The organism is Microcoleus sp. FACHB-831 (genome assembly GCF_014695585.1).
Taxonomy (GTDB): Bacteria; Cyanobacteriota; Cyanobacteriia; order Cyanobacteriales; family FACHB-T130; genus FACHB-831.
This window is the reverse complement of the sequence record NZ_JACJON010000067.1, coordinates 1-21311: the sequence shown is the minus strand read 5'-3', so window position 1 is coordinate 21311 and position 21311 is coordinate 1. Positions and strand designations below refer to the sequence as shown.

Genomic DNA, 21311 nt, shown 5'->3' with positions numbered 1-21311 from the left:
GGGCGATCGCTAATTCAAAATGTTCTATTAAATCTAATAGCATCATCAGCGATCGCTCTGCCAACCTATACTAACGCTACAGCCTCTAACAATCCCTTAAACACCGCTAGCCCATCCGCGCCCCCTAACATCGGATCTGATGCCCGTTCTGGATGGGGCATCATTCCTAAAACGTTGCCTTGAAGATTGCAAATACCTGCAATATTATTCAAAGAACCGTTGGGATTCTCACCCTCATAGCGGAACAAAACTTGACCGTTATCTTCCAACTGTGCCAAAGTAGCTGCATCGGCATAGTAGCTACCTTCACCGTGAGCAATTGGCAGAGAGATAACTTGTCCGGATGAGTAACCTTGCGTCCAAGGTAGATTATTGCGCTCAACTTTAACGGGGAGGCGATCGCAGATAAAATGCAAATCGCGATTTCGTACCAATGCCCCTGGTAACAATCCCGCCTCAGTTAGCACCTGAAAACCATTGCAGATGCCTAAAACAAACTTGCCCTGATTTGCGTGTTCTAGAGTAGCTTTCATCACAGGGGAAAAACGAGCGAGAGCGCCGCACCGTAGATAATCCCCATAGCTAAAGCCGCCCGGAATCACCACAACATCTAGATCTGATATTTCCGTTTCTTCATGCCAAACCATACGGGTAGGCTGCAAAAGCAAATCGCGGGTGACATAGGCAACATCGCGATCGCAATTAGAACCCGGAAAAACAACAACCCCAAACTTCATACGGATGTCCCCGCCTGTAAAACTACCTCGGCTTCGCGTAAGTCGAAATGATAATTTTCGATGACAGGATTCGCCAACATCTGGTCGCACATCCGGTTTAGCTGTTTCCGTGCCGTCTGGTCATCAACAGCCGTAAGCATAAGCTCAATATACTTGCCAATTCGCACCTGCTCGACATTCTCATATCCCAAGTGCTTCAACCCAGACTGGACAGCTGTTCCAGCGGGGTCGAGAACGGAAGGGCGAAGAGTAATGTAAATTCGAGCCTGATATTTCCGATTCACAGGCGTCCCCTAATTTTGTGATGCTTTAGATGCTCCAGCTGTCCTATTTTAGATCTCGACTGGTCTGAAGTCGAAGCGGGCGTGAGGTTAACTTGGAAATAGAGACAACATTAGACTACAACCTGAAAAGATTAAAGAACTCTAACAACACAGCAGACCATGAAGAGCCAGCAACGCACCCGCAGCCAAGAGCATATTTTGAACCTGCTCAAGAGTCTAAACCGATCTGTTTCGGCTCAGGATATCTATGTAGAACTTCGCAACCGCAATACTAGCATGGGGTTAGCAACAGTCTACCGCGCCTTAGAATCTCTAAAACTTGAAGGCGTCGTACAGGTGCGGACGCTGGCTAGCGGCGAGTCTCTCTACAGTTCTGCCAAGCAAGACAAGCATCACTTGACCTGCTTGCAGTGTAGGGAGTCGATACCTATCAATGAATGCCCAGTCCACAACCTAGAGACTCAGCTGCAACAGTCGCACCAGTTCAAAATTTTTTACCACACCTTAGAGTTTTTTGGGCTGTGCGATCGCTGCCAGTTAGCCGACACCGCCAGTAACGTAACTCCATGACCAAAAAAATTGCGATCGCAATCTCACCCCTACTGATTTTAAAAAGTCCTGAGTCCTGAGTCGGAGAGGAGTAGAGTAGCAGAAGGGCATAATGCCCCCACATTTTCATCACGATATTACACCGCAATTTAGTCAGGACTAATTAATATACTTTGAGGCTCATTTTGATCGTTGCCACTAAGAGTTGAACGGGGAGATAAATGTGTACGGCTTCCTTCAGTCACTAGGCATTGCCAACCCAACAGGTACCGGATGGCTAGCGGTGGTGTTCACCTTTGTGTCGGCCTGGGTTGTTACCTATCGCTTTATTCCCATAGTACGCTCTTTTGCTTTGCGGGTAGGCTGGGCCGACCAACCCAACGCTAGGCGGATTAACCGGGAACCCTTACCCAACGCCGGAGGACTAGCCATCTACGCCGGAGTTGTAGCCGCCCTCGTACTAGCTAGCCTCTTAAGGCCCATCGTGATCGAAAACGTATTGGCTGAGGTGTTGACCATCCTTCTGGGCGGCTCGATGCTCGTACTGGTGGGCTTTATCGACGACCAGTATGGCTTGCCACCCCTGTTTCGCTTGTTCATCCAGATTCTCGCCGCACTTTTGCTGATTGCTAGCGGCAACGGCATCGAAGCCACTTTCGGCACTCCCATCGACCCGATGCTCTCAATGTTACTCACCATCCTCTGGGTGGTGGGAATCACCAATGCCGTTAACCTAATGGACGGGATGGACGGCTTGGTTGGAGGGGTAAGCTTTATTACCGCTATGAGCCTTTTAGCAGTTTCAGCCCAGTTTGAGACCCGTGCTGCGGCGACTTTGCTTCTGGCCGCTTTAGGGGGGTCTGCGCTAGGCTTTTTGCGGCACAACTTCCACCCCTCCCATATCATCATGGGCGATGCCGGAGCCTACTTTTTTGGCTACGTTTTGGCTGCCACGAGTATCTTAGGCAACCTCAAAGTCACTACCGTGTTTGCCTTAGTTCCGACCGCTCTATTCTTGCTATTGCCCGTAATCGACACCACCCAGGTAGTTGTGCGGCGGCTGATGGTCGGGAAAAACCCCCTCAGCACCCCTGGCAAAGACCACCTCCACCACCGCTTGCTAGCGTGGGGATTCTCCCAACGCAGCGCTTCGATAATACTGTGGGCATTTACCTTGTTTTCCAACTGGGTGGCTATGAGAATGCAAGGGATGTCCTTTGCAGTAATGCTTGCCACTACGGGCAGTATCATCCTTCTTTTGGGTTTTACTGTCTGGCGAAGGATACGAGCGGAGTTACGAACGCAAAGATAACTCCAGCCCACTTAGATTAAGCTTGATTCTTCAGATCGAGCAAGTTAGAGTTGTTGCCATCGCCGACGATAGAGCGAATTCCCTCTAAAGTTGCCGGGAGGGTGCGGGGGTCCATAAACATCACTTTGCTGCTGTCGCTCTTGCCGATAGCCGTTCCCATCTCTATATAATTTTGGGCTATTAAGAACTGGAGTGCTTCTTGAGCATTGGGGTCGGTTTTCAAAGTTTTGGAAATCACTTGCAGCGCCTCAGCAGTAGCTTGTGCCTTAAGAACTTGCTGCTGGCGTTCTGCTTGGGCTTTAAGAATTATTGTCTTTTGCTGACCCTCCGCCTCCAGAATCGCGGATTTTTGGCGGGCTTCGGCATCAAGGACTTGCGCCTCAGCTTTACCTCTGGCAGAGTTAATGGCAGATTCTCTTTCCCCTTCGGAAGTGAGAATTGCTGCCCGCTTGCGACGTTCCGCTGACATCTGCAATTCCATCGATTCCTGCACCGCCTTGGAGGGAACGATATCTCGCAGTTCTACTCGCGTGACTTTTACACCCCAAGGATCTGTCGATTCGTCCAATTCCCGCAGTAGAAGTTCGTTGATTTGAGAACGGGCGGTAAAGGTTTCATCTAGTTCGAGTTTGCCCATTTCTGCCCGAATTTGAGTAAGCACCAAATTCACCATCGCTGCCTGGAGATTTTCCACTTTGTAGTAAGCTTTCTCCAGATCGAGAATGCGCCAGTAGATGACAGCATCAGCAGTGATAGCAACGTTGTCGCGAGTAATACATTGTTGCGGGGGAATGTCTAAGACTTTTTCGCGGGTATTTGCTTGAAAAGCCACTCTTTCGTAAACAGGAATAACAAAATTCAGACCGGGTTTAAGTTTCTTGCCGTTGTATTTACCCAATGTTTCGACTAAGGCTTCGTTGCCTTGAGTAATAATTTTGACGCTGGATAGGGTAGACCCGCCCAGAATCATAAAGATAATAAAACCGAAGAATCCTTCCATGTGTTTTGCCCTTTGTTTGTTGTTATTAGTCGGTTACGCCTACACGGATTATGAACGCGGATGCACAGATAAAATTTAGTTTTGCGTGGGGGAAAGATCGCCTCTGTTTTTAGTCGGCTGCTATGTATGCAACAGGTTCTCTGGAAGGACGATGAGCGTTGTGCCTTCGCGTCCGACAACATAAACTTTTTGATTGGGGGCGATCGCTAGTTTCTCATCGCCACACCGCGCCCTCCAGGAACTTCCTTCGTATAGCACCCGCCCTGGCTGTCCTGGCAAAATTTCGGTTAAAGTCTGGCCCTCTGTTGCATCCTCAATTGTGGATACTTTACGCTTCGGCATCAGCCGATGGCTTAAGAAAACAAAAGTTACAGACAGTGCCATCCACAAGGCAACTTGTACGCCAATCAGCGATGGTAGCAGCATAGCAACTAGGGCCACTACCAAGGCGCTCAGCCCCATCATAAAAGTGGTGAAAGCTGTTGGCACAAACAATTCCACCAAACAAAGCATCGCCCCCGCTGCTAACCAAAACATACTGGGGCTGAATGGGAACTGGCTAACCGCTACATTGGAACCCGTAGCTCCTGCTAGTAACCAGATATTCGTCAGATTCGATGGCATATTGATATCCAGGTCAGTGTATTTATATGGGTAGAATGAACTATTCGACCACTAGCCCATTGTTGTTGACTACAATACTTGTTCATAGATTTCCCCTAATCTGCCAATAATTTTCCACTACCAGTCTCATTTAAATTTTTTTAACTTTTTAAACTGATGAGCCGTTCCCAGCCGCTAATTCATTGTCCTAATCCAACCTGCTCCAACCCCTTAAATCCAGTCGGGCATCGCGTGTGTGAAAGTTGTCAAACAACTCTGCTCTATCGCTATCTGCGTGCAGCACATCGAGGGACGGAACAAATTCAACCAGGCTCGCTAGTTGCAGACAAATACTATGTGATGCCAGGACAAATTTGGTTGGATACACGTCCGACTTTTGCCCCCCACGCTCCTGAACAACTGACCGCGGAAATGATTCCCTACCTGCGGTTGTATCCCCAGCGCCTCCACGTACCGGAAGTGTATGGAGTTTGCAAAATGTCCCCAATGGGGGAGATTCTTTTGCTGGATAATATCCCTGTAGATGCCAAAGGCAACTATTATCCGTCAATTGTAGAGGCGTGGGCATCAGCATCACCAGTGCGACAAGTTTACTGGCTGTGGCAGATTTTGGAACTTTGGCCGCAGTTAACGGAGTTGCGAGTAGCAACAAGTCTGTTTAGTGTGGAAAATCTGCGGGTTGATGGGTGGCGCGTGCGGCTGCGGGAACTTTATAGCGATCCAGTTGGAGATACAAATCTAGGATTGGGCGCAGGCGTTAACGGCAACGGGTTATCAGCAAAATATGAGATAAACTCCTCAGCGGTAGAAGGGAAAAGAGCCGCCTTGATGGAAGAAACATCAGTGCAACCGAGTTTGCAACATCTGGGCGATCGCTGGGCAGAGTGGTTTAAAGAAGCACAAAGATCGGTAGCGCCGCAATTGCTAGAAATTTATCAGCAAATGCAGATGGGGGAAACGCCCTACAGAGCGATCGCGCAAAATCTCAACAAACTCTTGCTACAGCAAGCAGCAACGCAACACTTGCGCTTGCGGATTGCCAGTGCAACCGATACTGGCCCCAGAAGCCAACACAATGAAGATGCTTACTACCCCACAGCAGTAGAACTCCCCACAGATTTCGCTCCCCCTAGCGACCCGATGATTCCTTACCTAAGTGTCGTTTGCGATGGCATTGGCGGTCACGAAGGCGGCGAAGTAGCAAGCCAACTAGCAGTGCAGTCCCTCAAACTGCAAATACAAGCACTGCTGACAGAGGTGGCGGAACAGGATGAAATCATGCTGCCGGATGTGGTAGCAGAACAAATAGCGGCAGTTATTCGCATAGCGAATAACATGATTGCCACCCGCAATGACGAACAAGGGCGAGAATCGCGGCGCAGGATGGGGACAACTCTAGTGATGGCGCTGCAACTGCCCCAAGCAATAAAAACGCTATCTGATACGGGCAATTCTCACGAACTCTACATCGCCAATGTTGGGGATAGCCGCGCCTATTGGATTACAGCTAACTCTTGCCAACAATTGACCGTCGATGATGACGTGGCGACGCGGGAAGTGAAATTAGGTCGATCTCTGTATCGGCAGGCGTTGGAACGCGCTGATGGGGGTGCATTAACCCAGGCACTGGGGACGAAAGATTCTGAGTATCTGCGTCCTAATGTGCGGCGATTTATTTTGGATGAAGACGGGCTGCTGTTGCTGTGTTCCGACGGTCTTAGCGATAACAACTGGGTTGAGCAATCTTGGGCAGATTACGCCGAGTCTGTTCTCAAGGGTCAGATGTCTTTGGAATCAGCAGTCAAGTATTTAATTAATCTAGCTAATCAAAAAAATGGCCACGATAACACGTCGGTGGTACTTACTTATTGCCGCGTTTCCCCAGAATATCCAGTCTTGCTAAATCTTGGGGAAATAGCCAGTAACAGTACGCCGCCTCCAGTGCTGATAAAACCCACCCAGTTTGCCGAAGTTACTCAAAGCGCTTCGCCACCACAGACCCATGAGGAACCGACGCCGCCTGCTGAAGAAATGGTACCCGCCCCCGTCGTGGTGGCTAAGTCAGAAAAGGGGCGATCGCAAGTCTGGGTGTGGCTGCTGGCGTTGGTAATGCTGGCTCTAGCTGCGGGCGCTGCTGGGTTATTAGTGAAGTGGCTGGTTAATCCTACAGGATCGGATACTGTGCGCGATCGCATTCTCAATCCAGAACAACCTTCACCAGCCCGATCTTTCCCATCTCCTACACCCGTACAACCCCAGTGAGTTTTTGCTCCCGTTCTGTGCAAAGATAAAAAAGTTGTCTGGAGCCGGGACGAAGGCTCCCGGAGAGGGAACACCAGGATCATGAAAGTTGGCGATCGCGTCCGTGTCATTAAATCTGTAGTTGTCTACCACCATCCCGAACACCGCAGTCAACCTTTTGATATTAAAGATCATGAAGGGGAAGTGGTAGCTATTGTTACCGAATGGCAAGGTAGACCAGTCAGCGCCAACCTTCCCATTTACGTCCAGTTTGACAAAAAATTCCGCTCTCACTTACGCCCAGATGAGCTGGAAGCTTTGTCTTAGAGTAATCTGCAATTGTTCGTGGCTCGTTGCTATCAGCAATGAACTATGAACAGTTGGGATAAATTATTTATCGCTTACCGCGATTAAACCATCCCCATATATTGATGTCACTTTGCATTTTTTGGTATTCTTTGCGATGGCTGTCGGCTGTCGCTCGATACCACTCGCAGTAACTCTCAAACTCTTGCCGATACTCTACTTCTCGGTAAAACTCTCGCGTCGCTTGGTACACTGCAAAGATGTCAGCGGGCGGTGGCGGACGCTTGGGAATAAGGTGTTGAAATTCTTCTGGCATGAGTTGAAAAAGTAAAAATTAAAAAGGCAAAAAAAAGCATAAAAGACAGTATTCAGCAAAAGTTAAGGAAGCATCGCTCCACGAAAGCAATTTATTCTAACTAATAACTTCCTTGTTTGCCTTCTGCCTTATGCCTTGCTTAGAGCCACCCTTTCAGGCTATAGACTACTCTTCCAAGGTACTCTTTCAGCGCTCGCGTGGTTTTGTATAAGTTATCGGCGTCTGGTACGGCGTTGAGCAGAATTGCTTGCGGCGTGCTGCTGGTTTCGTTGATGTCGGCTTCTGTCACCAAAAAGTCTGTTGGTGCGGGGATGGCTTCAATCCCCTGACGCTTGAAAATCAAGAGCGATCGCGGCATATGCATTGCCGATGTTACTAATAACACCCTCTTGATGCCCTTCTCCTGCAAAATTTGCCTCACGTAGAGCGCATTTTCGTAAGTGTTTAGCGATCGCGGCTCTTCAATTATTGCCTCTTTAGGTACGCCTAGAGTCTCCAAAATTACAGCCATATCCCCAGATTCCGGGGGGCCGCTGCCTTTCCATTCGATGCGTCCCCCACTGGCAATGACTATCGGTGCTTTGCCTTCGCGGTATAGTTGGGCACCATAAAAAACGCGATCGCCCTCTTCGCTCAAATCTGGTGCAGGACGCGGCGGAAAAGCTGCTTTTGTTGCGCCTCCCAAGACAACAATCGCGTCAGCAGTTGGTAGCGGTGTAGTAGGGATATTTTGCCATTCAAGCGATCGCACTATCGAGTCCGAAATCCAGCCATTACCCCCTAGCAGTAAAACTAGCAGTGCCAGAACAATCGGCAGGGGTGTCCAGCGCGGACGTTTCCACAGCACCACCAGAGACACAATCATCAACAGGCACGCTAACCCCAAGGGATAGAAGAATAGCGGGAGTAACTTTGAGAGGAAGAGAAACATTAGGCTTTTTGAAAAAATGCCAGCGATTGGAAATTTCGATCAGACAAACTAAGTCCCAGTCTGAGGGTATTTAGTGACTAATGCAACAGGTGTAGTATGAACGAAGTTAGCGACGCTTTGACTTGCGTGGGGGATTTTTGCCAAACAACCCGCTAGTGTGCGTAGTGTTTCGGTTCTTGTTTTTGCTCTTCCTCTGCTGTACCGCTAAACGGAGTCCGCTCAACACAGGCGTATTTTCTCTAGGGGTTGGAGTTGAAGTTGGCTGTGGTTTGGAGGGTTGATCTGTACTTTTTGACCAAGCCATAACAAAACCACCAGCTAACCCCCCAACTGCCCCACAAAAAACACTAAAGAGCGGTGAATATTTCAGCAAAAGAAAGCAAACTATAAAAAACAGCCACCACTTTAGCCCAGCGGAAAATCCCGCTGCAAGTGCGGTTGAGTCTTGCCAAATGTTTTTAGTCATCAGCCGCTAGATTTAGGATTGTCACTACCAATCTAGAATCTAAAACTGGAATTGTGGCTGCCAATCCTTGGTGGTGTCTATCGTTGTCACATAGGTTTGTTCTGCTTGTGTGAAAGGTTCAGCGGCTGCTTGTTGAGCTGCCAATAGGTCAGCGGTGGCGTCAGAGACATCGCCAGCACGCGACGAGAGGCGATCGCGCAACACTTGGTCAGGCGCGGTGCAATGTAGAATTTGCGGCGTCAGATTGTGGGATTGGCATTTGGCGATCGCATCCCCCCGTAACTGTTGGCGATCGTACTTCGCATCTAAAATTACCGTCCACCCTTGAGACGCCAGCTTTATCCCCAATTCCAACAAGCGGTTATAAGTCTTCTGGGTCATTTCGGCTGAGTAAAGTTCTGCGCCACCTTTTTCGGCCAAAGGTACGCCACCGAGATGTTTCCGCACCGCATCAGAACGCATATGAATTGCGCCGATTTTTCGCGCCAGTTGCGCTGCAACCGTACTTTTTCCCGAACCAGATAAACCCGACATCAGTATCAAGCGTCCCTGTTTGGGTTGAGTGTATTCCCAAGCCAGCTTGTAGTATTGAGCCGCAGTTTTTGCCGCCGCCTCCTTTTCATCTGGCGGAACCGCTGGATCGTCTAACAGGAAAGAAGTTACTTTCGCCCGTACATAAGCTTGACGACTCAAGTACAACGGCAGCACTTGCAAACCTTCCCAATCACCCATCTGTTCGACGTAAGTATTTAAATATGCATTACCCAAGTCTGGACGCGATCGCGCATCCATATCCATCACTGCATAGGCAATGTCGAACATCACATCGACAAAACGAAACGGTTCATTAAATTCAATGCAGTCAAACAGCAGTATTTTGTCTTGCCACAGACAAATATTCCTTATATGCAAATCGCCGTGACATTCCCGAAACCAGTTATTTTCGATTCTGCTATTAAAAATATCCTCGTTCTTGGCAAAGACCTCATCTGTATATTTTCTAGTTTCCTCATATTGGGTTTGGGTTTGAGGGCCACCAATATACTTCTCAGTTTGCCGATAGTTTTCATCAATAGCATCGCGAACTTGGCTAACTTTACCAAAGCTGCGAATATAGTCATTTATCTCCGCTTTTTCGTGGAACTTGGCGACAACCCGCCCCAGTTCCTGCATATGTGTTTCAGTCAGTTTGCCCTGCTCAAACATAGCGCTGAACAACCCATCTTGCGGGAATTGGGTCATTTTTAGTGCATATTCCACAGGCTCGCCCGTGCCACCCAGATGATATTGTTTCCCAGTCTGAGTTATGGGCAAAATTTCTAGATAAATTTCCGCTGCACCGCGTTGATTTAGCCGCATTTCTTCAGCACAAAAATGCTGCCGCAACTCTAAAGTTGAGTAATTCAAAAAGCCAAAATTCATCGGCTTTTTAACTTTATAGACATAATCGCCAGTCAGCAAAACATAAGAAACGTGAGTCTGAATCAACCCAATTGGTTCTGTCACCGAATGGGGATAGAACCCAGGTTGCAACATTTGCTGAATTAAAGGCGGGAGAGCAGTATCAGTCATCTTTCTATTTCCCTTGGCGCTCTAACGGCTAACGCCTTCGCTTCGCTAGGGCGTCTTGGCGGTTTCAATTAAATAAAAAACCCAGGGACTATAGCCCCTGGACTTACAGACAAAAAAGAACTAACCCGCGATCGCGGGTTGCCCTCATGCCTATACGGTTGCTGCTTCAGGCTCTGGATCTTCGCTGGGTCTAGCAGCCAGAACGCTTACAACCACTTGACCCGGTTCAGCCAAAGCTGTAACGCCTGCGGGCAAAGCGAGTTCGTGGACGTGCAGAGCATCACCAACTTGCATATTAGAGACATCAATCTCAATTGAATCGGGGATGCTTTCCGGCGCACATCTTACCTGAAGTTCGTTCATCACGAGGTCTAGCAAGCCGCCGTCTTGCTTAACACCAGCTGCCTCTCCTGTAAAATTCAGGGGCACTTTCACATCCAGGTCGCCATGAGCGGCGACGGCAAAAAAGCTGAGGTGATAAGGATATCCTCTCCAGGGATGGGTTTGAACTTCCTTGAGGAGTGTCTGTCCGCTCCAGGAAATTTCAGGAACTGTTAGATCGATCAGCGTGTTGTTAACAGCAGCTTTTTTCAGCAGGGTTTCAACTGTTTTCGCGTTCACGGTCAGAGGGATGGATTCTGCACCATTATGACCGTACAAAACCGCAGGAATTAACCCAGAGCGACGAAGAGCTTTTGGTTTGCTGCCTTCGGCTCGCTTTTGACATTCAACTGTAACTTGCATTGCGTTTAGCTTGTGAGGGTTTTCAAGAATTAGCAGGTCGGCCAATAATAAGGCATGATGAATTCTGAATTAGGAATTAACAACTCAAAATTCAAAACTCTCCTTAAGGCCGAGATCGGGCAACCGATGTTACTGGCGTGCCGTTGGCGTGCAACAGCGCCCGTTTCGGGCCATGGATTGGATCTTCTACTATAATCGTTTGGTCGCGGCTGGCACCGAGAGAGACGATCGCAATCGGCACTTCCATCAATTCTGCCAGGAACTTGAGATAGTCGAGCGCCTGTTTTGGTAAGTCTTCCAAGGTACGGCACTCAGCCGTTGATTTTTGCCAACCGGGTATTGTTTTGTAGATAGGTTGACAGCGGGCAAAGTGACGAGCGCTGCTGGGGAAGTCTTCGCAGCGTTGACCGTCAATTTCGTAGGCGACGCAAACTTTAATTTCCTCTAGTTCGTCGAGGACATCAAGTTTTGTGATTGCCAGACAGTCTAGACCGTTGATGCGGACGGCATAGCGACCGATGACAGCATCAAACCAGCCGCAGCGACGCTTGCGCCCAGTTGTTGTGCCAAATTCAGCACCGCGATCGCACAACAATTCTCCAACTGTGCCATTTAATTCTGTAGGGAATGGCCCTTCTCCTACCCTCGTGGTGTAAGCTTTCGCAACACCAATCACGCGGTCTATCATTGTCGGCCCCACGCCAGTGCCCACGCAAGCGCCGCCTGCGACTGGGTTTGAGGAAGTAACGTAAGGATAAGTACCGTGATCTAGGTCTAGTAGCGTTCCTTGGGCACCTTCAAACAAAATATTGCGCCGCCGCTGAATTGCGTCGTAAATCTTTAGCGAACTGTCCACCACATGAGGGCGCAAGCGTTCGGCATATCCTATATACTCCTCAATTATTTCTTCTGCATTGAGGGGTGGTAAGTTGTAAAGCTTTTCGAGAATGACGTTTTTATATTCGATCGTCCATTTCAGCTGCGATCGCAACCCCTCTGTATCCATCAAGTCTAAGACGCGAATCCCCGTCCGCTCTGACTTATCGGCATAAGTGGGGCCAATGCCGCGACCTGTCGTGCCAATTTTATGACGGCCCCGTTTCTCCTCCGATGCCTGATCTATCAACCTGTGATAAGGCATCGTTACGTGGGCAGTCTGCGATATCAGCAGATTGCTCGTTGATATGTTCAAAGCTTCTAGTCGATCCAGTTCTTCCAGCAGAACCTGCGGATCGATCACCGTCCCGCAACCAATAATACACTCTGTATCGGGATACAAAATTCCCGACGGAATCAGGTGCAGCTTAAATGTTTGACCCTGAACGACGACGGTGTGTCCAGCATTGACACCCCCTTGGTAACGTACTACAACATCTGCTGACTTGCTGAGTAGATCTGTAATCTTACCTTTGCCTTCATCGCCCCACTGGGCACCTATCACAACTACGTTAGCCAAGGGTTTATTAAAGGAGCTAAAGTTTTCACAAATTATAATTATTATCAGATGTCACTACTGCTGTCAACATAGGAGCAACAAATTGCTGCTTGATGTCGGCGGAGGACAATTAACAACTAGAACTTACTTACACTGAGGTACAAGTGACTTTATATGCTGAACTCCACCGTCATCTAGGCGGTTCGGTTGTACCCCGCGTTCTGTGGCGGTATTTCCATCGCAGCAATTCCGATTTGGCTCAACGCTTTCCGGAGTATGCCTCATTCGAGGAGTTTTACACGCGCCCCCGCAATACGCTAGATGAGTATTTAGAATTACATACATTAGTGGAAAGCACGCAAACGGCAGAAACTTTGCCTTACTTCATCTATAGGCTGATTCGTGGTGCTTACATTTTTGAAAATTTAGCTTATCTAGAGTTGCGATATACTCCGTATTTGCGGACGCCCGAACATTTGAGCCAGTCGGAACGAATTGACTTGATGGCGCAAATTGTAGACATAGTTGGCCAAGCCAGCCGGGTGAGCGAGTATCCGATTGTAACCAGCCAAATTTTGTGCATGCACTCGCGTTTGCCTTATGAGGTAAACCGAGCGATTGTCGATTTGGCTGCTACTGCCAAGGATTATGTTTGCGCCATAGACTTGGCTGGGGGGGATGCTCAGGTAGGGGAGAGATTGGATGAATTTGTAGGCCTTTATGAGTATGCGCGATCGCTGGGCATCAAAACAACAGGCCATCTCTATGAAACCCCATCTGGTTGTTATCCCCAACTCCTCCCCTATCTGATGCGTATTGGTCACGGCATCCAGATTCCTCTAAAATATCCAGAACTATTGCCCGAATTGGCATCCCAGCGTCAGTGCTTGGAAGTATGCCCCACAACTTATCTAAAAACAGGCACGCTATCGAATATGCGTGAATTAAAGGTGGTATTCGACCGCTGTTTTGAGGCGGGTGTAGATATCGCCATCTGCACTGATAATGCTGGATTGCATAACGTGCGTCTGCCGTTTGAGTATGAAAACTTGCTGACTCTGGACATAATTGATTTTGAACAGTTGCGAGCTTGTCAGGATGCGGCTTTCCGCCATGCTTTTGCTTGGCCTTACACTCAAAAACCCGCTTCCCTACTTACAGGTCTGTTGAAACCCGAACTTACACCCGCAGGCTAAAGTCTGAGAGACGCGATATATCGTAGATATCGCTGCTTATTATCTCGCGTGGTAAGTTTACTATTTCCTGCGGCTATCTCCTCTCCGAGGCGATTGCCTTCTCGCACGAAAAAGGTTTGCACTAACATCAAACTCAGTTATTCGTTGGCGCGAACATTGCCAACAATAAACAAATTTGGGCTAGTATCAGACCCCCTTGTACCTGCAAATGGCAGCTTATCAGTGTTGAATGGCAGCAATTTGCCAGCATCGATATTGATTTTGCTGCCTGCTCCTTTCTGAATAAACTGAGTGTTAGCTTGGCGATATTTAACGCTGTCTATGTGGTAAGACGTAACAGTTCCTACGACCGCGAACGTTGTTAGGGCAACGCTAAGTTTGCGGAAATTCAGAGAGATCATTATCTACTTATTTGGGGATAATTTGTGCGCGAGAATTTATGTCAACGGGTGTTGACTTAGCATCCTAAAGGCAAGGTAAGTCTAGACGCTAAGCCGAATTTACATAAGGCTTGCATGCAGATTTATGAAGATTTGTTATTGCTGGTTGAGTTCAGGTCGTCAAGATGCTATTAAAACGTCAGCTCCATTCCTACAAATTAGGGAAAAATTCACATTGCCGTATTTACGCATCTGTCTTTAAGAGGATGACTCGTTATAAGTAAGAATACTTGTATTTAATATGGTTTTCTTGAGGTTTACCAAGTCTTTTTATTTTTAAATTAGGCGGCGACTTATCAACAAAAATATAAAGTTTATATAAAGCAAAATACTACCGTAACTTTTCCAGTTAAGTTTTTGACAATTGAAAATTAACTAAATTCCTTTTTATACAAGCACTTTATTGAGTATTAAGAACGGATGAAGCAATCTGAAACTAAAAACATTGTTTGTAAACTTTTTTAAAGAGGATAAGAAAATATTGGAGTTCATAAGCTGGCGTTGCCTTATAGCGGGGTTAAACACCCCATACTCATAAATTAAATTTATGCAAGCGCCCAAGGCAGCCAACGGCTGCCTTAACAAAACCTTTATATATGTATTTTTTTTGACACTCCGGGGTTTACTAGAGTAGGAATTCGGGGTTAGTCTTAGCTGGACTAGACGAGTGCGATCGCTTCCTAGAAATCCCGGCGACGAGATTTATGTTTGCGCCACAACCTCCAACCCATACCATAAGCAACAAATGCCGACACCCCCAGCCCAGAGGGTGATGCGGGAACGCCTACAGGTTTGGGACGATCGTCATAAACCGCATACAAACCTTTGCGGGTGCTTAAAACAACAGATGTTTTCCGGTTATCTGGATTGAGAACAACCGTTGCATTTCCTAAACCATTCCATAGGTAACTAACTCCCTGAAATATGGGATGCTGACTGTTAATAGCAATTTTCTTCCCGGTATCAGTGTTGTAACTAGGCTCTAATCCCAAACCAAAATTGTTTAAGAAAGTATTCCATCTAGCTGCTTCACTCACCTCGCCACCCCAACCCGTACCAGCAGCGATATAAACATTGCCACCCGCCTTAACATAGTCGATTAGCACTTGGTTGTCAGCAACATTCCCAGCCAGAAAAATTGCATCATATGTCAATAAAGTCGGCAGATCGAACTTAATTTTTATACCCGTAGTCCATTTGTTACCAGCGCCAGTCATAGCATTAGCTAGCGAAGACTCTATAAGGCCAAAGTTGGTAGAGTAGGCATGAAACTTGCCGGGACGCCCATCTGTAAACCATTTACCAATATTTGTAGCAAAAATTCCAGCATCGGGCGTATGAGAAAACCCCAAATTGCTAAAAATCCATTCATCGTTGGCAAGGACAATTTTGGCAGCTAGGGCATTAGGAGTGAATAGTAGACTAGCAAGCAGGAGAGGGAGGAAAGTCCCTGCTGTTTTCCACAAGTTTTTCTTCTTAGTAGAAGTGAAGGCAGTCATAAAACTTTAGGGTTTGGATAGTATAAATTGCCTGAGTTAGCGTATTATCTCCGCAGGGCGGTAAACCGGGATTGTCCAGTGGTTGACGATTTTTTGGTATCTTAAGTCGCAGACGCCCATCGCCTAAAGTAAGCAACCGATTGTATCTACAATCTGAAAATTAATTTACTAGGTAAGCAAGCCAAAAGCTACCGTCGAAGCACTGACAGTATGCATAGGCTGGCAAATAAGCTGCTTTATAAAAAATCTATAAGTTTGCCTGCAAAACTACTGATTGTACCCAATTAAAATAAATTGAGCTAGCGCTATAGTTAGGCAATTTTGTAAAATTAATTTTTTTAAGGTAGAAACTCAATTACTAAAATTCAGCTATTTTTTTGACGATTGCTTAGTTTTGACAGCAGGCGCGATCGCTTCAAATTCTACAGATCTACTTAACCAGGCTGGTTGGTTAGCATCAAGAGATCCGGGACGGTTGGTTCTTGTTGTAACTTGCAGTCGCTTGGCGTCAACCCCTTTGTTAACTAAGGCATCTCGCACCGATTCCGCACGTTTCAACGCCAACTGCTGATATTTTGGCTGGTTGCTGGTGGCATCAGTATTGCCTATTATCCTTATATTTTCCTGGGGATATCTCTCCAGGAAATTTTTGACTAGGAGAATTTTGCTACTTATATCAGAATTATTTAATTTTGCTGAACCAGGAGCGAAGTAAATGCGGGTAGCGATCGCGTTCGGTTCTAGTTGTACTTTATTACTGACAGATTTAACCCCCGGAACTTGCTTTATAGCTTGTACAATCTTCTTTATATCTGCATCCCGATCCACAGTTCCTTCAACCCTGACATTCCCCTCTGTATACTTAGCTTTTATAGCAACGCCACTACTCTGATTTAGTATGGATGTCACCCGTTTTACTTCTGCTGCGGTTACTGCGGGATCTACAGGTACTTTTACGGTTATGATGTCATTGTCTAACTTTAGTCCTACCGCAACTTTTTTAGCAATTTGTCCAGCTTTTTGACGCAAATTTTGATTTGGTACTTTTCCAGAAAGCCGGATAATTCCATTATTGGCATCAACACCAATACGATACATAGATAATTCCGGCGCAGATTCTAAGGCTGTTGTAGTTGTTGCTTCGATGCGGCGTTCAATTCCGTTGCGATACCAAAGAAATCCTAAAGGGAGAAAAATTAAACTTAAAAAGAATAAGCCCGCAATGCGGAGGGAAGGAGGTTTTTTGCGCGGTGATGGTACTGCGTTTGTATGCGTTGGTACTTTTAATATCTGAAGTTTAGCAGCGATATTACCAATTGCCTTGTTGAAGCTAAAAGCCCTTTCACTATTAGCGATATGTTTAGCAATTGTCTTCTCAATCACAGGAACTAAAGCATTTGCGATCGCTTCTTGTTCGAGGTTAATCTGTTTTGTAATAGCATCTGCGATTTCCTGATGGTAGTTGTGCATCTGGCGCGAAATTGTCGATGCTATAACCTCACTAATGGCGTCGCTATCCTGTTTGGTTTTGTTCTGGATAGATGCATCTATCATGGGTGCGATCGCGCCAATAATTTCTTCCTTTGATTCAGCCCTTTGGCGATTTATAATATCTGCGATCGCAGGCATAATTAGATTTATTAACTCTGTCGGCTCATAGAGCCAATGTTCTATATTATTCACTTTATCCTCTATTGAAGATAAAATTGTGGCATAACTTCTATCTTTGAAAACATCATTAATAATATGCTCAATATTAGCAATTTTATCTTCAATAATTAACGTTTTATCCTGCTGGATATTCAACGGCGGTTTATCCATATTTTCCGCCTGAGAACTGCTTATGTTTATATTTTCTTTTTGTTCTAAATTATGCTCATTTTGACTCGACTCGTTAGCTGATTCTTTTTCTGCGTTCAAAAGCCGATGTAATTCGCTAGCTAAAGTTTCATCCTGTGAGATATTTGTGTTTAAATCTTGTGTTTGCGCTAAATTTTCACCATCTTTAATCGAATCATTAGGAAACGATGTTGCTTCGCCTAAAATTTCATTATCCTGAATCGCTGGGTTAGGAAATAATTCTGCTGTTGCTTCTACAATCTCAGCATCTTGAATTGAATAGTTAGGAAATAATTCTGCTATTTCCTTTAAGATTTCAGCATCTTGAATTGAATAATTAGGAGATGGTTCTGCTGTTTTATCTAAATTACAATTATTGTGAATCGATTCATTAGAAGATGCTTCTGGTGTTTCCTCTATAGTCTCAGGATCTTGAATCCAATAGTTAGTAGATTCTTCAGCTTGTAAGTGGGAAGGCTGCGGTTCAATATCAACACTTGGCTGTGGCAAATTCGGCGGTAATAAGTCTCCTGGTTGCTCTAAAATAGAAACATCCGGACTTACTTGTTTAGGAGATTCTTCTTCGCTCAAGAGATGAGTCGGCTGATTATCAAAATTTGGTGCTAAATTATTTTCCACGATTAAATTATCTGTATATTCTAAATTATCTATATCTGCACTCGATTCTTTAGCCGATATCTTTGATACCTTCACCAAATTTTCTGATTCAAGAGGCAGATTTGAAAAATTCTCAATAATTAATCCCCTTTTGCCGTTGCTATTGTTTAGTTTAGAGTTTCCTTTACTTATGGGAGTAATAATATTTAAGTCAATTAATAAATTTAATAAGCGCTCAAACTGGGCGAAAATATAAGGATTCCGCTCAATTAACTCAAAAAAATCTTCTTGCTGCTGCTTTGTAGTAGATGCATCTTCATTTGATAAATTCATAGACTGTTATCCCTTACCCTGGTTTAATAGTCGCTGATAGAGGAGTAGGTAAAACGCAGAAATCACAACAAAGTTTGTTTGTGTTGTACCAGTTGATAAGGCGTGAGCTACCTATTTTGATATGATATGCCCTTGAACGGGTTTAGTAATCAAAATTGCTAGTTTGCAGTAACTAACAGGATGCAGCCGCGATCGCCCTTCTCCCCTCTAATTACCAAAATCCCTATATTTCCCCAATCAGCCGATGCTGGAAGCAACTTATACCCCCGTTATAAGGATATTGTAAGGTGCGTAAGCACTAGCGATCGCAGATGGATTCGCACGAAAAATTTATCACAAAATAAAAATAATAGCCAACTTAACTATATTTCTTATTTTCGTCGGCGCGTTGAACTGCAACCGCATACCGCAGTAATCGCAACAGGTACATCAAGTTAACCCCAATCAGTAAACCTTTACTGATGTAAGAGTGGAAAAACGGTAAAACATAAAGCGTCGCTACCAACACCAACAGCATCTCCACTTTAGCCACAACTTCGCCGTGATGCTTCACATCCCAGTAAGAAATAGGGCTGATGAAACGGTAGTTACTGAAGGGTAAGAAGTGGCGATGTGCATCATCATTATGTACTGGTAAATCGCACAGGGAATGCAAAAAGACACTGCTAAAAATAATTTGAATTTCTTGCCAACTGAAATAGTAAGCAACAAGCCATCCTATTAACGCTAAAGGAATTGAGTGAAAGGTGTGCGTGATGTTTTGCCAAAAAGGTTCGTAGTAAGTTTCTGTCCATATTTGCCGTTCTGGTAGACGGCGGATGAATTTTGCCCAGAAGTAGAGAAGGAACATTGGTATATCAGGCAAAACTGCACCGCACAAAATCGGTAGAGGTTGTGATATTGACTGCGGGTTAATTAGAATAGCAAGGTTAAGAATTACGTGGCTGGGTGTGTTCATAATTTAATAGACGCCTGACAAGTTGTTATTCTGTCCCTTTTTACTATAAGGGGCAAATTCATAGCAATTTAGCGAGCTTTTCCCGATAGTGACAGATGCGTGAGGGAGAAAGCGCGATCGCTATTCTACTTTTCCCTGTTTTTTGAACTGAAAAAACCTACTAATGAGTTAAGCCTGATTCGCTTATTCCGTAAGTTAGAAGCTAAATATTGCAATGTGAGTAAAAATCATTTCAGGCAGTTTTGAAGATATGTTAATAATGCTTTTCGGCATCAGCTTAACAGCAGATGCACTTTGTCAATATTACATATCATCATCAATTCTCGCTTTAACCGCTCGAAAAATCTAGCAAAGAAGCTAATGACAGAACACAATCTACCCCCAAATATAGATAAAATTTTCGACGACAACAGCACGCCAGAGGCTGTGTTTTCCGCCTTACTTCCTACTTTGGGTGAGATGTTGCAGTGCGATCGCATTTTTCTCTATTTACGCGATCCGCATACACGGCTGGGTAAAGTACCTTATTACTGGCTTCGTACTCCTGAGTACCCCAAAATTTTTGACTCTACCTGGAACAAAGAACCAGAATCTTTGCCAAAAGAAGACCCCCTATTTGCTGCGGCGCTGCGTACAGATCCCTCTGTTTTTGTTGAAGATGTTGAGACAGCTGACCCCTCTGTTGTTAATAAATCATTCGAGCAAAGAGAATTTGGGCATAGAGCATTAGTCCACGCTCACCTGTGTCAAGATGGCCATATGTGGGGAATTTTGCAACCGTGTGTTTTTGGTCAGCCAAGAGTGTGGACAGAGGAAGAACACTCTATTATCACTGCACTTACAGAAAAGCTTGCACCGTTAGCTGTTGCCTATGTGCAGTCTAACAAACCCGATGGAGCTTAGAACTTTGCTCATTTAATAATCCGCAACTTGCTTGTTTGGTAAGCTATAGCCAAACAAGTTATACCAATTCTCCATGAAGATGCACTAAATTATAAGAGACAGAGGTAAAGGTGTAGGGGTATGGAAAATCGGTTTCGAGTAGAAGTGCATCCTACCTGTTATGCCTTCTTACCTGCTACTGGTTCAGCTATATTTTCCATATCGACCAGATTCCACTTTAAACCTTTGCTTCTATATATACGCTTCTGCAAATTTGGATAGTCACCAATATCATGGTCTAGCCTTTGACCAACTACTATACATTTGAATATAGAATTGCCCGTGTTTTCTAACTTGTGTGGCTTACCACCAGCGCGATATCCAATAAAATCTCCTGCTTTAACTGGATAAACGCTTTCTCCAATTGTTGCCTCAGCTTCTCCCTCAAGAACGTATACGCACTCTTCTTCGTGATAGTGCATATGAAGCTCAGTTGATTCACGTCCAGGCTCTACTTCAATGATGTGGAAACCGATATTTTTTAAACCTGTCAAATCTCCTAAAGACTTATTCAGTCGGCGAGCATTGGAGTTGAGAAAATGTGTTTTTTCTAGTCCTTCATAAGACTCGATCTCTTCTTTAGTGACTAAATACTTTTCCATTTCTTGATACCAAGGTGCTAAGAAAATTTGATGGTCAACAAGCGAGGGGTTTAAAGATGAATTAAGAGGGAAGTTAAAACAGGTTCAAGGGTGCCATCTCAGCAGAAGCGATCGCTTCTATTGGTGGAGGAGATTATATCATTACCTCGGTATTAAGTGCAACTTTATAGAGAATTGGTATTAGACTTTCATAGTTAATAAATAGTTATGAACATTAGCTGGTAATAATAACGACATAAAAGTGAGTTTACTGGCAATACTTCTCGGTTAAGCTCTAAGCAGTGTTGAGAATGGAGAAGTTAAGATGTTCACATTGAGTTCCAGTTCCCCTATGAAATGGCTTTTTAGACGGGAACTTTGAGCGAGA

21 protein-coding genes are annotated in these 21311 nt (G+C 45.4%); 6 read left to right on the top strand and 15 right to left on the bottom strand.

Translation table 11 applies throughout. The features are described 5' to 3' along the window. Window positions 1–65 precede the first annotated feature (65 nt). Together purQ and purS are read right to left on the bottom strand one after the other, a co-directional pair. On the bottom strand, window positions 66–737 hold the full coding sequence (gene purQ / locus H6F77_RS18855; RefSeq protein ID WP_190490090.1) for a phosphoribosylformylglycinamidine synthase subunit PurQ: 672 nt from the start codon (window positions 735–737) through the stop codon (window positions 66–68). After that, the gene (gene purS, locus H6F77_RS18850) at window positions 734–1021 is read right to left on the bottom strand and encodes a phosphoribosylformylglycinamidine synthase subunit PurS (RefSeq protein WP_190490089.1); all 288 of its coding nucleotides are present in this window, start codon (window positions 1019–1021) and stop codon (window positions 734–736) included. The genes purQ and purS overlap by 4 nt, the downstream gene beginning before the upstream one ends. A gap of 159 nt (window positions 1022–1180) precedes the next feature. Here purS and H6F77_RS18845 point away from each other — a divergent pair, with 159 nt between their 5' ends. After that, window positions 1181–1591, top strand: a complete 411-nt coding sequence (locus H6F77_RS18845; RefSeq protein ID WP_190490088.1) for a Fur family transcriptional regulator — start codon at window positions 1181–1183, stop codon at window positions 1589–1591. Window positions 1592–1793: 202 nt separating this feature from the next. After that, a complete protein-coding gene (locus H6F77_RS18840; protein WP_309228878.1) occupies window positions 1794–2882 on the top strand; it encodes an MraY family glycosyltransferase in 1089 nt (362 codons plus the stop codon). A 16-nt stretch (window positions 2883–2898) separates the two neighbouring features. Here H6F77_RS18840 and H6F77_RS18835 read toward each other — a convergent pair whose 3' ends face one another. Together H6F77_RS18835 and H6F77_RS18830 are read right to left on the bottom strand one after the other, a co-directional pair. Beyond that, window positions 2899–3882, bottom strand: coding sequence for an SPFH domain-containing protein (locus H6F77_RS18835; protein ID WP_190490087.1), 984 nt, complete (start codon window positions 3880–3882; stop codon window positions 2899–2901). A 120-nt stretch (window positions 3883–4002) separates the two neighbouring features. Beyond that, the gene (locus H6F77_RS18830) at window positions 4003–4419 is read right to left on the bottom strand and encodes an NfeD family protein (RefSeq protein ID WP_190490552.1); all 417 of its coding nucleotides are present in this window, start codon (window positions 4417–4419) and stop codon (window positions 4003–4005) included. Window positions 4420–4662: 243 nt separating this feature from the next. Here H6F77_RS18830 and H6F77_RS18825 point away from each other — a divergent pair, with 243 nt between their 5' ends. After that, entirely contained in the window at window positions 4663–6768 is a 2106-nt protein-coding gene (locus H6F77_RS18825; RefSeq protein ID WP_190490086.1) for a protein phosphatase 2C domain-containing protein, read from the top strand. Between the two features lie 81 nt (window positions 6769–6849). Continuing rightward, window positions 6850–7074, top strand: a complete 225-nt coding sequence (locus H6F77_RS18820) for a ferredoxin-thioredoxin reductase variable chain (protein ID WP_190490085.1) — start codon at window positions 6850–6852, stop codon at window positions 7072–7074. 67 nt (window positions 7075–7141) lie between these two features. Here the strand turns inward: H6F77_RS18820 and H6F77_RS18815 are convergent, their stop codons facing one another. The 6 genes from H6F77_RS18815 to H6F77_RS18790 all read right to left on the bottom strand — a co-directional run bounded on the left by H6F77_RS18815 (window position 7142) and on the right by H6F77_RS18790 (window position 12538). Continuing rightward, window positions 7142–7369: a hypothetical protein gene (locus H6F77_RS18815; protein ID WP_190490084.1), complete on the bottom strand. Its 228-nt coding sequence runs from the start codon at window positions 7367–7369 to the stop codon at window positions 7142–7144. Between the two features lie 139 nt (window positions 7370–7508). Further along, the gene (locus tag H6F77_RS18810) at window positions 7509–8300 is read right to left on the bottom strand and encodes a YdcF family protein (RefSeq protein ID WP_190490083.1); all 792 of its coding nucleotides are present in this window, start codon (window positions 8298–8300) and stop codon (window positions 7509–7511) included. A 106-nt stretch (window positions 8301–8406) separates the two neighbouring features. Next, window positions 8407–8766, bottom strand: a complete 360-nt coding sequence (locus H6F77_RS18805; protein WP_190490082.1) for a hypothetical protein — start codon at window positions 8764–8766, stop codon at window positions 8407–8409. A 39-nt stretch (window positions 8767–8805) separates the two neighbouring features. Further along, the gene (locus tag H6F77_RS18800) at window positions 8806–10338 is read right to left on the bottom strand and encodes a bifunctional aminoglycoside phosphotransferase/ATP-binding protein (protein WP_190490081.1); all 1533 of its coding nucleotides are present in this window, start codon (window positions 10336–10338) and stop codon (window positions 8806–8808) included. Window positions 10339–10488: 150 nt separating this feature from the next. Next, window positions 10489–11082: a 50S ribosomal protein L25/general stress protein Ctc gene (locus H6F77_RS18795; RefSeq protein ID WP_190490080.1), complete on the bottom strand. Its 594-nt coding sequence runs from the start codon at window positions 11080–11082 to the stop codon at window positions 10489–10491. Window positions 11083–11185: 103 nt separating this feature from the next. After that, window positions 11186–12538, bottom strand: coding sequence for an adenylosuccinate synthase (locus H6F77_RS18790; protein WP_190490079.1), 1353 nt, complete (start codon window positions 12536–12538; stop codon window positions 11186–11188). Between the two features lie 143 nt (window positions 12539–12681). On the opposite strand from H6F77_RS18790, the gene H6F77_RS18785 reads away from it, so the two are divergent. After that, complete coding sequence (locus tag H6F77_RS18785) at window positions 12682–13713, top strand: adenosine deaminase (RefSeq protein ID WP_190490078.1); 1032 nt, start codon at window positions 12682–12684, stop codon at window positions 13711–13713. A gap of 137 nt (window positions 13714–13850) precedes the next feature. Here H6F77_RS18785 and H6F77_RS18780 read toward each other — a convergent pair whose 3' ends face one another. From H6F77_RS18780 to H6F77_RS18765, 4 genes are all read right to left on the bottom strand, one after another. Further along, window positions 13851–14114 (bottom strand): hypothetical protein, encoded by a 264-nt coding sequence (locus H6F77_RS18780; RefSeq protein ID WP_190490077.1) that lies wholly within the window; start codon window positions 14112–14114, stop codon window positions 13851–13853. 719 nt (window positions 14115–14833) lie between these two features. Then, window positions 14834–15652 carry a hypothetical protein gene (locus tag H6F77_RS18775; RefSeq protein ID WP_190490076.1) on the bottom strand — a complete coding sequence of 273 codons (819 nt, stop codon included), beginning with the start codon at window positions 15650–15652 and terminating at the stop codon, window positions 14834–14836. Between the two features lie 369 nt (window positions 15653–16021). Continuing rightward, on the bottom strand, window positions 16022–18442 hold the full coding sequence (locus tag H6F77_RS18770) for an OmpA family protein (protein WP_190490075.1): 2421 nt from the start codon (window positions 18440–18442) through the stop codon (window positions 16022–16024). 358 nt (window positions 18443–18800) lie between these two features. Further along, window positions 18801–19400 carry a hypothetical protein gene (locus tag H6F77_RS18765; protein WP_190490074.1) on the bottom strand — a complete coding sequence of 200 codons (600 nt, stop codon included), beginning with the start codon at window positions 19398–19400 and terminating at the stop codon, window positions 18801–18803. Between the two features lie 360 nt (window positions 19401–19760). Here H6F77_RS18765 and H6F77_RS18760 point away from each other — a divergent pair, with 360 nt between their 5' ends. Then, window positions 19761–20303 (top strand): GAF domain-containing protein, encoded by a 543-nt coding sequence (locus H6F77_RS18760; RefSeq protein ID WP_190490073.1) that lies wholly within the window; start codon window positions 19761–19763, stop codon window positions 20301–20303. A 158-nt stretch (window positions 20304–20461) separates the two neighbouring features. Here H6F77_RS18760 and H6F77_RS18755 read toward each other — a convergent pair whose 3' ends face one another. Then, a complete protein-coding gene (locus tag H6F77_RS18755; RefSeq protein ID WP_190490072.1) occupies window positions 20462–20944 on the bottom strand; it encodes a cupin domain-containing protein in 483 nt (160 codons plus the stop codon). Window positions 20945–21311 lie beyond the last annotated feature (367 nt).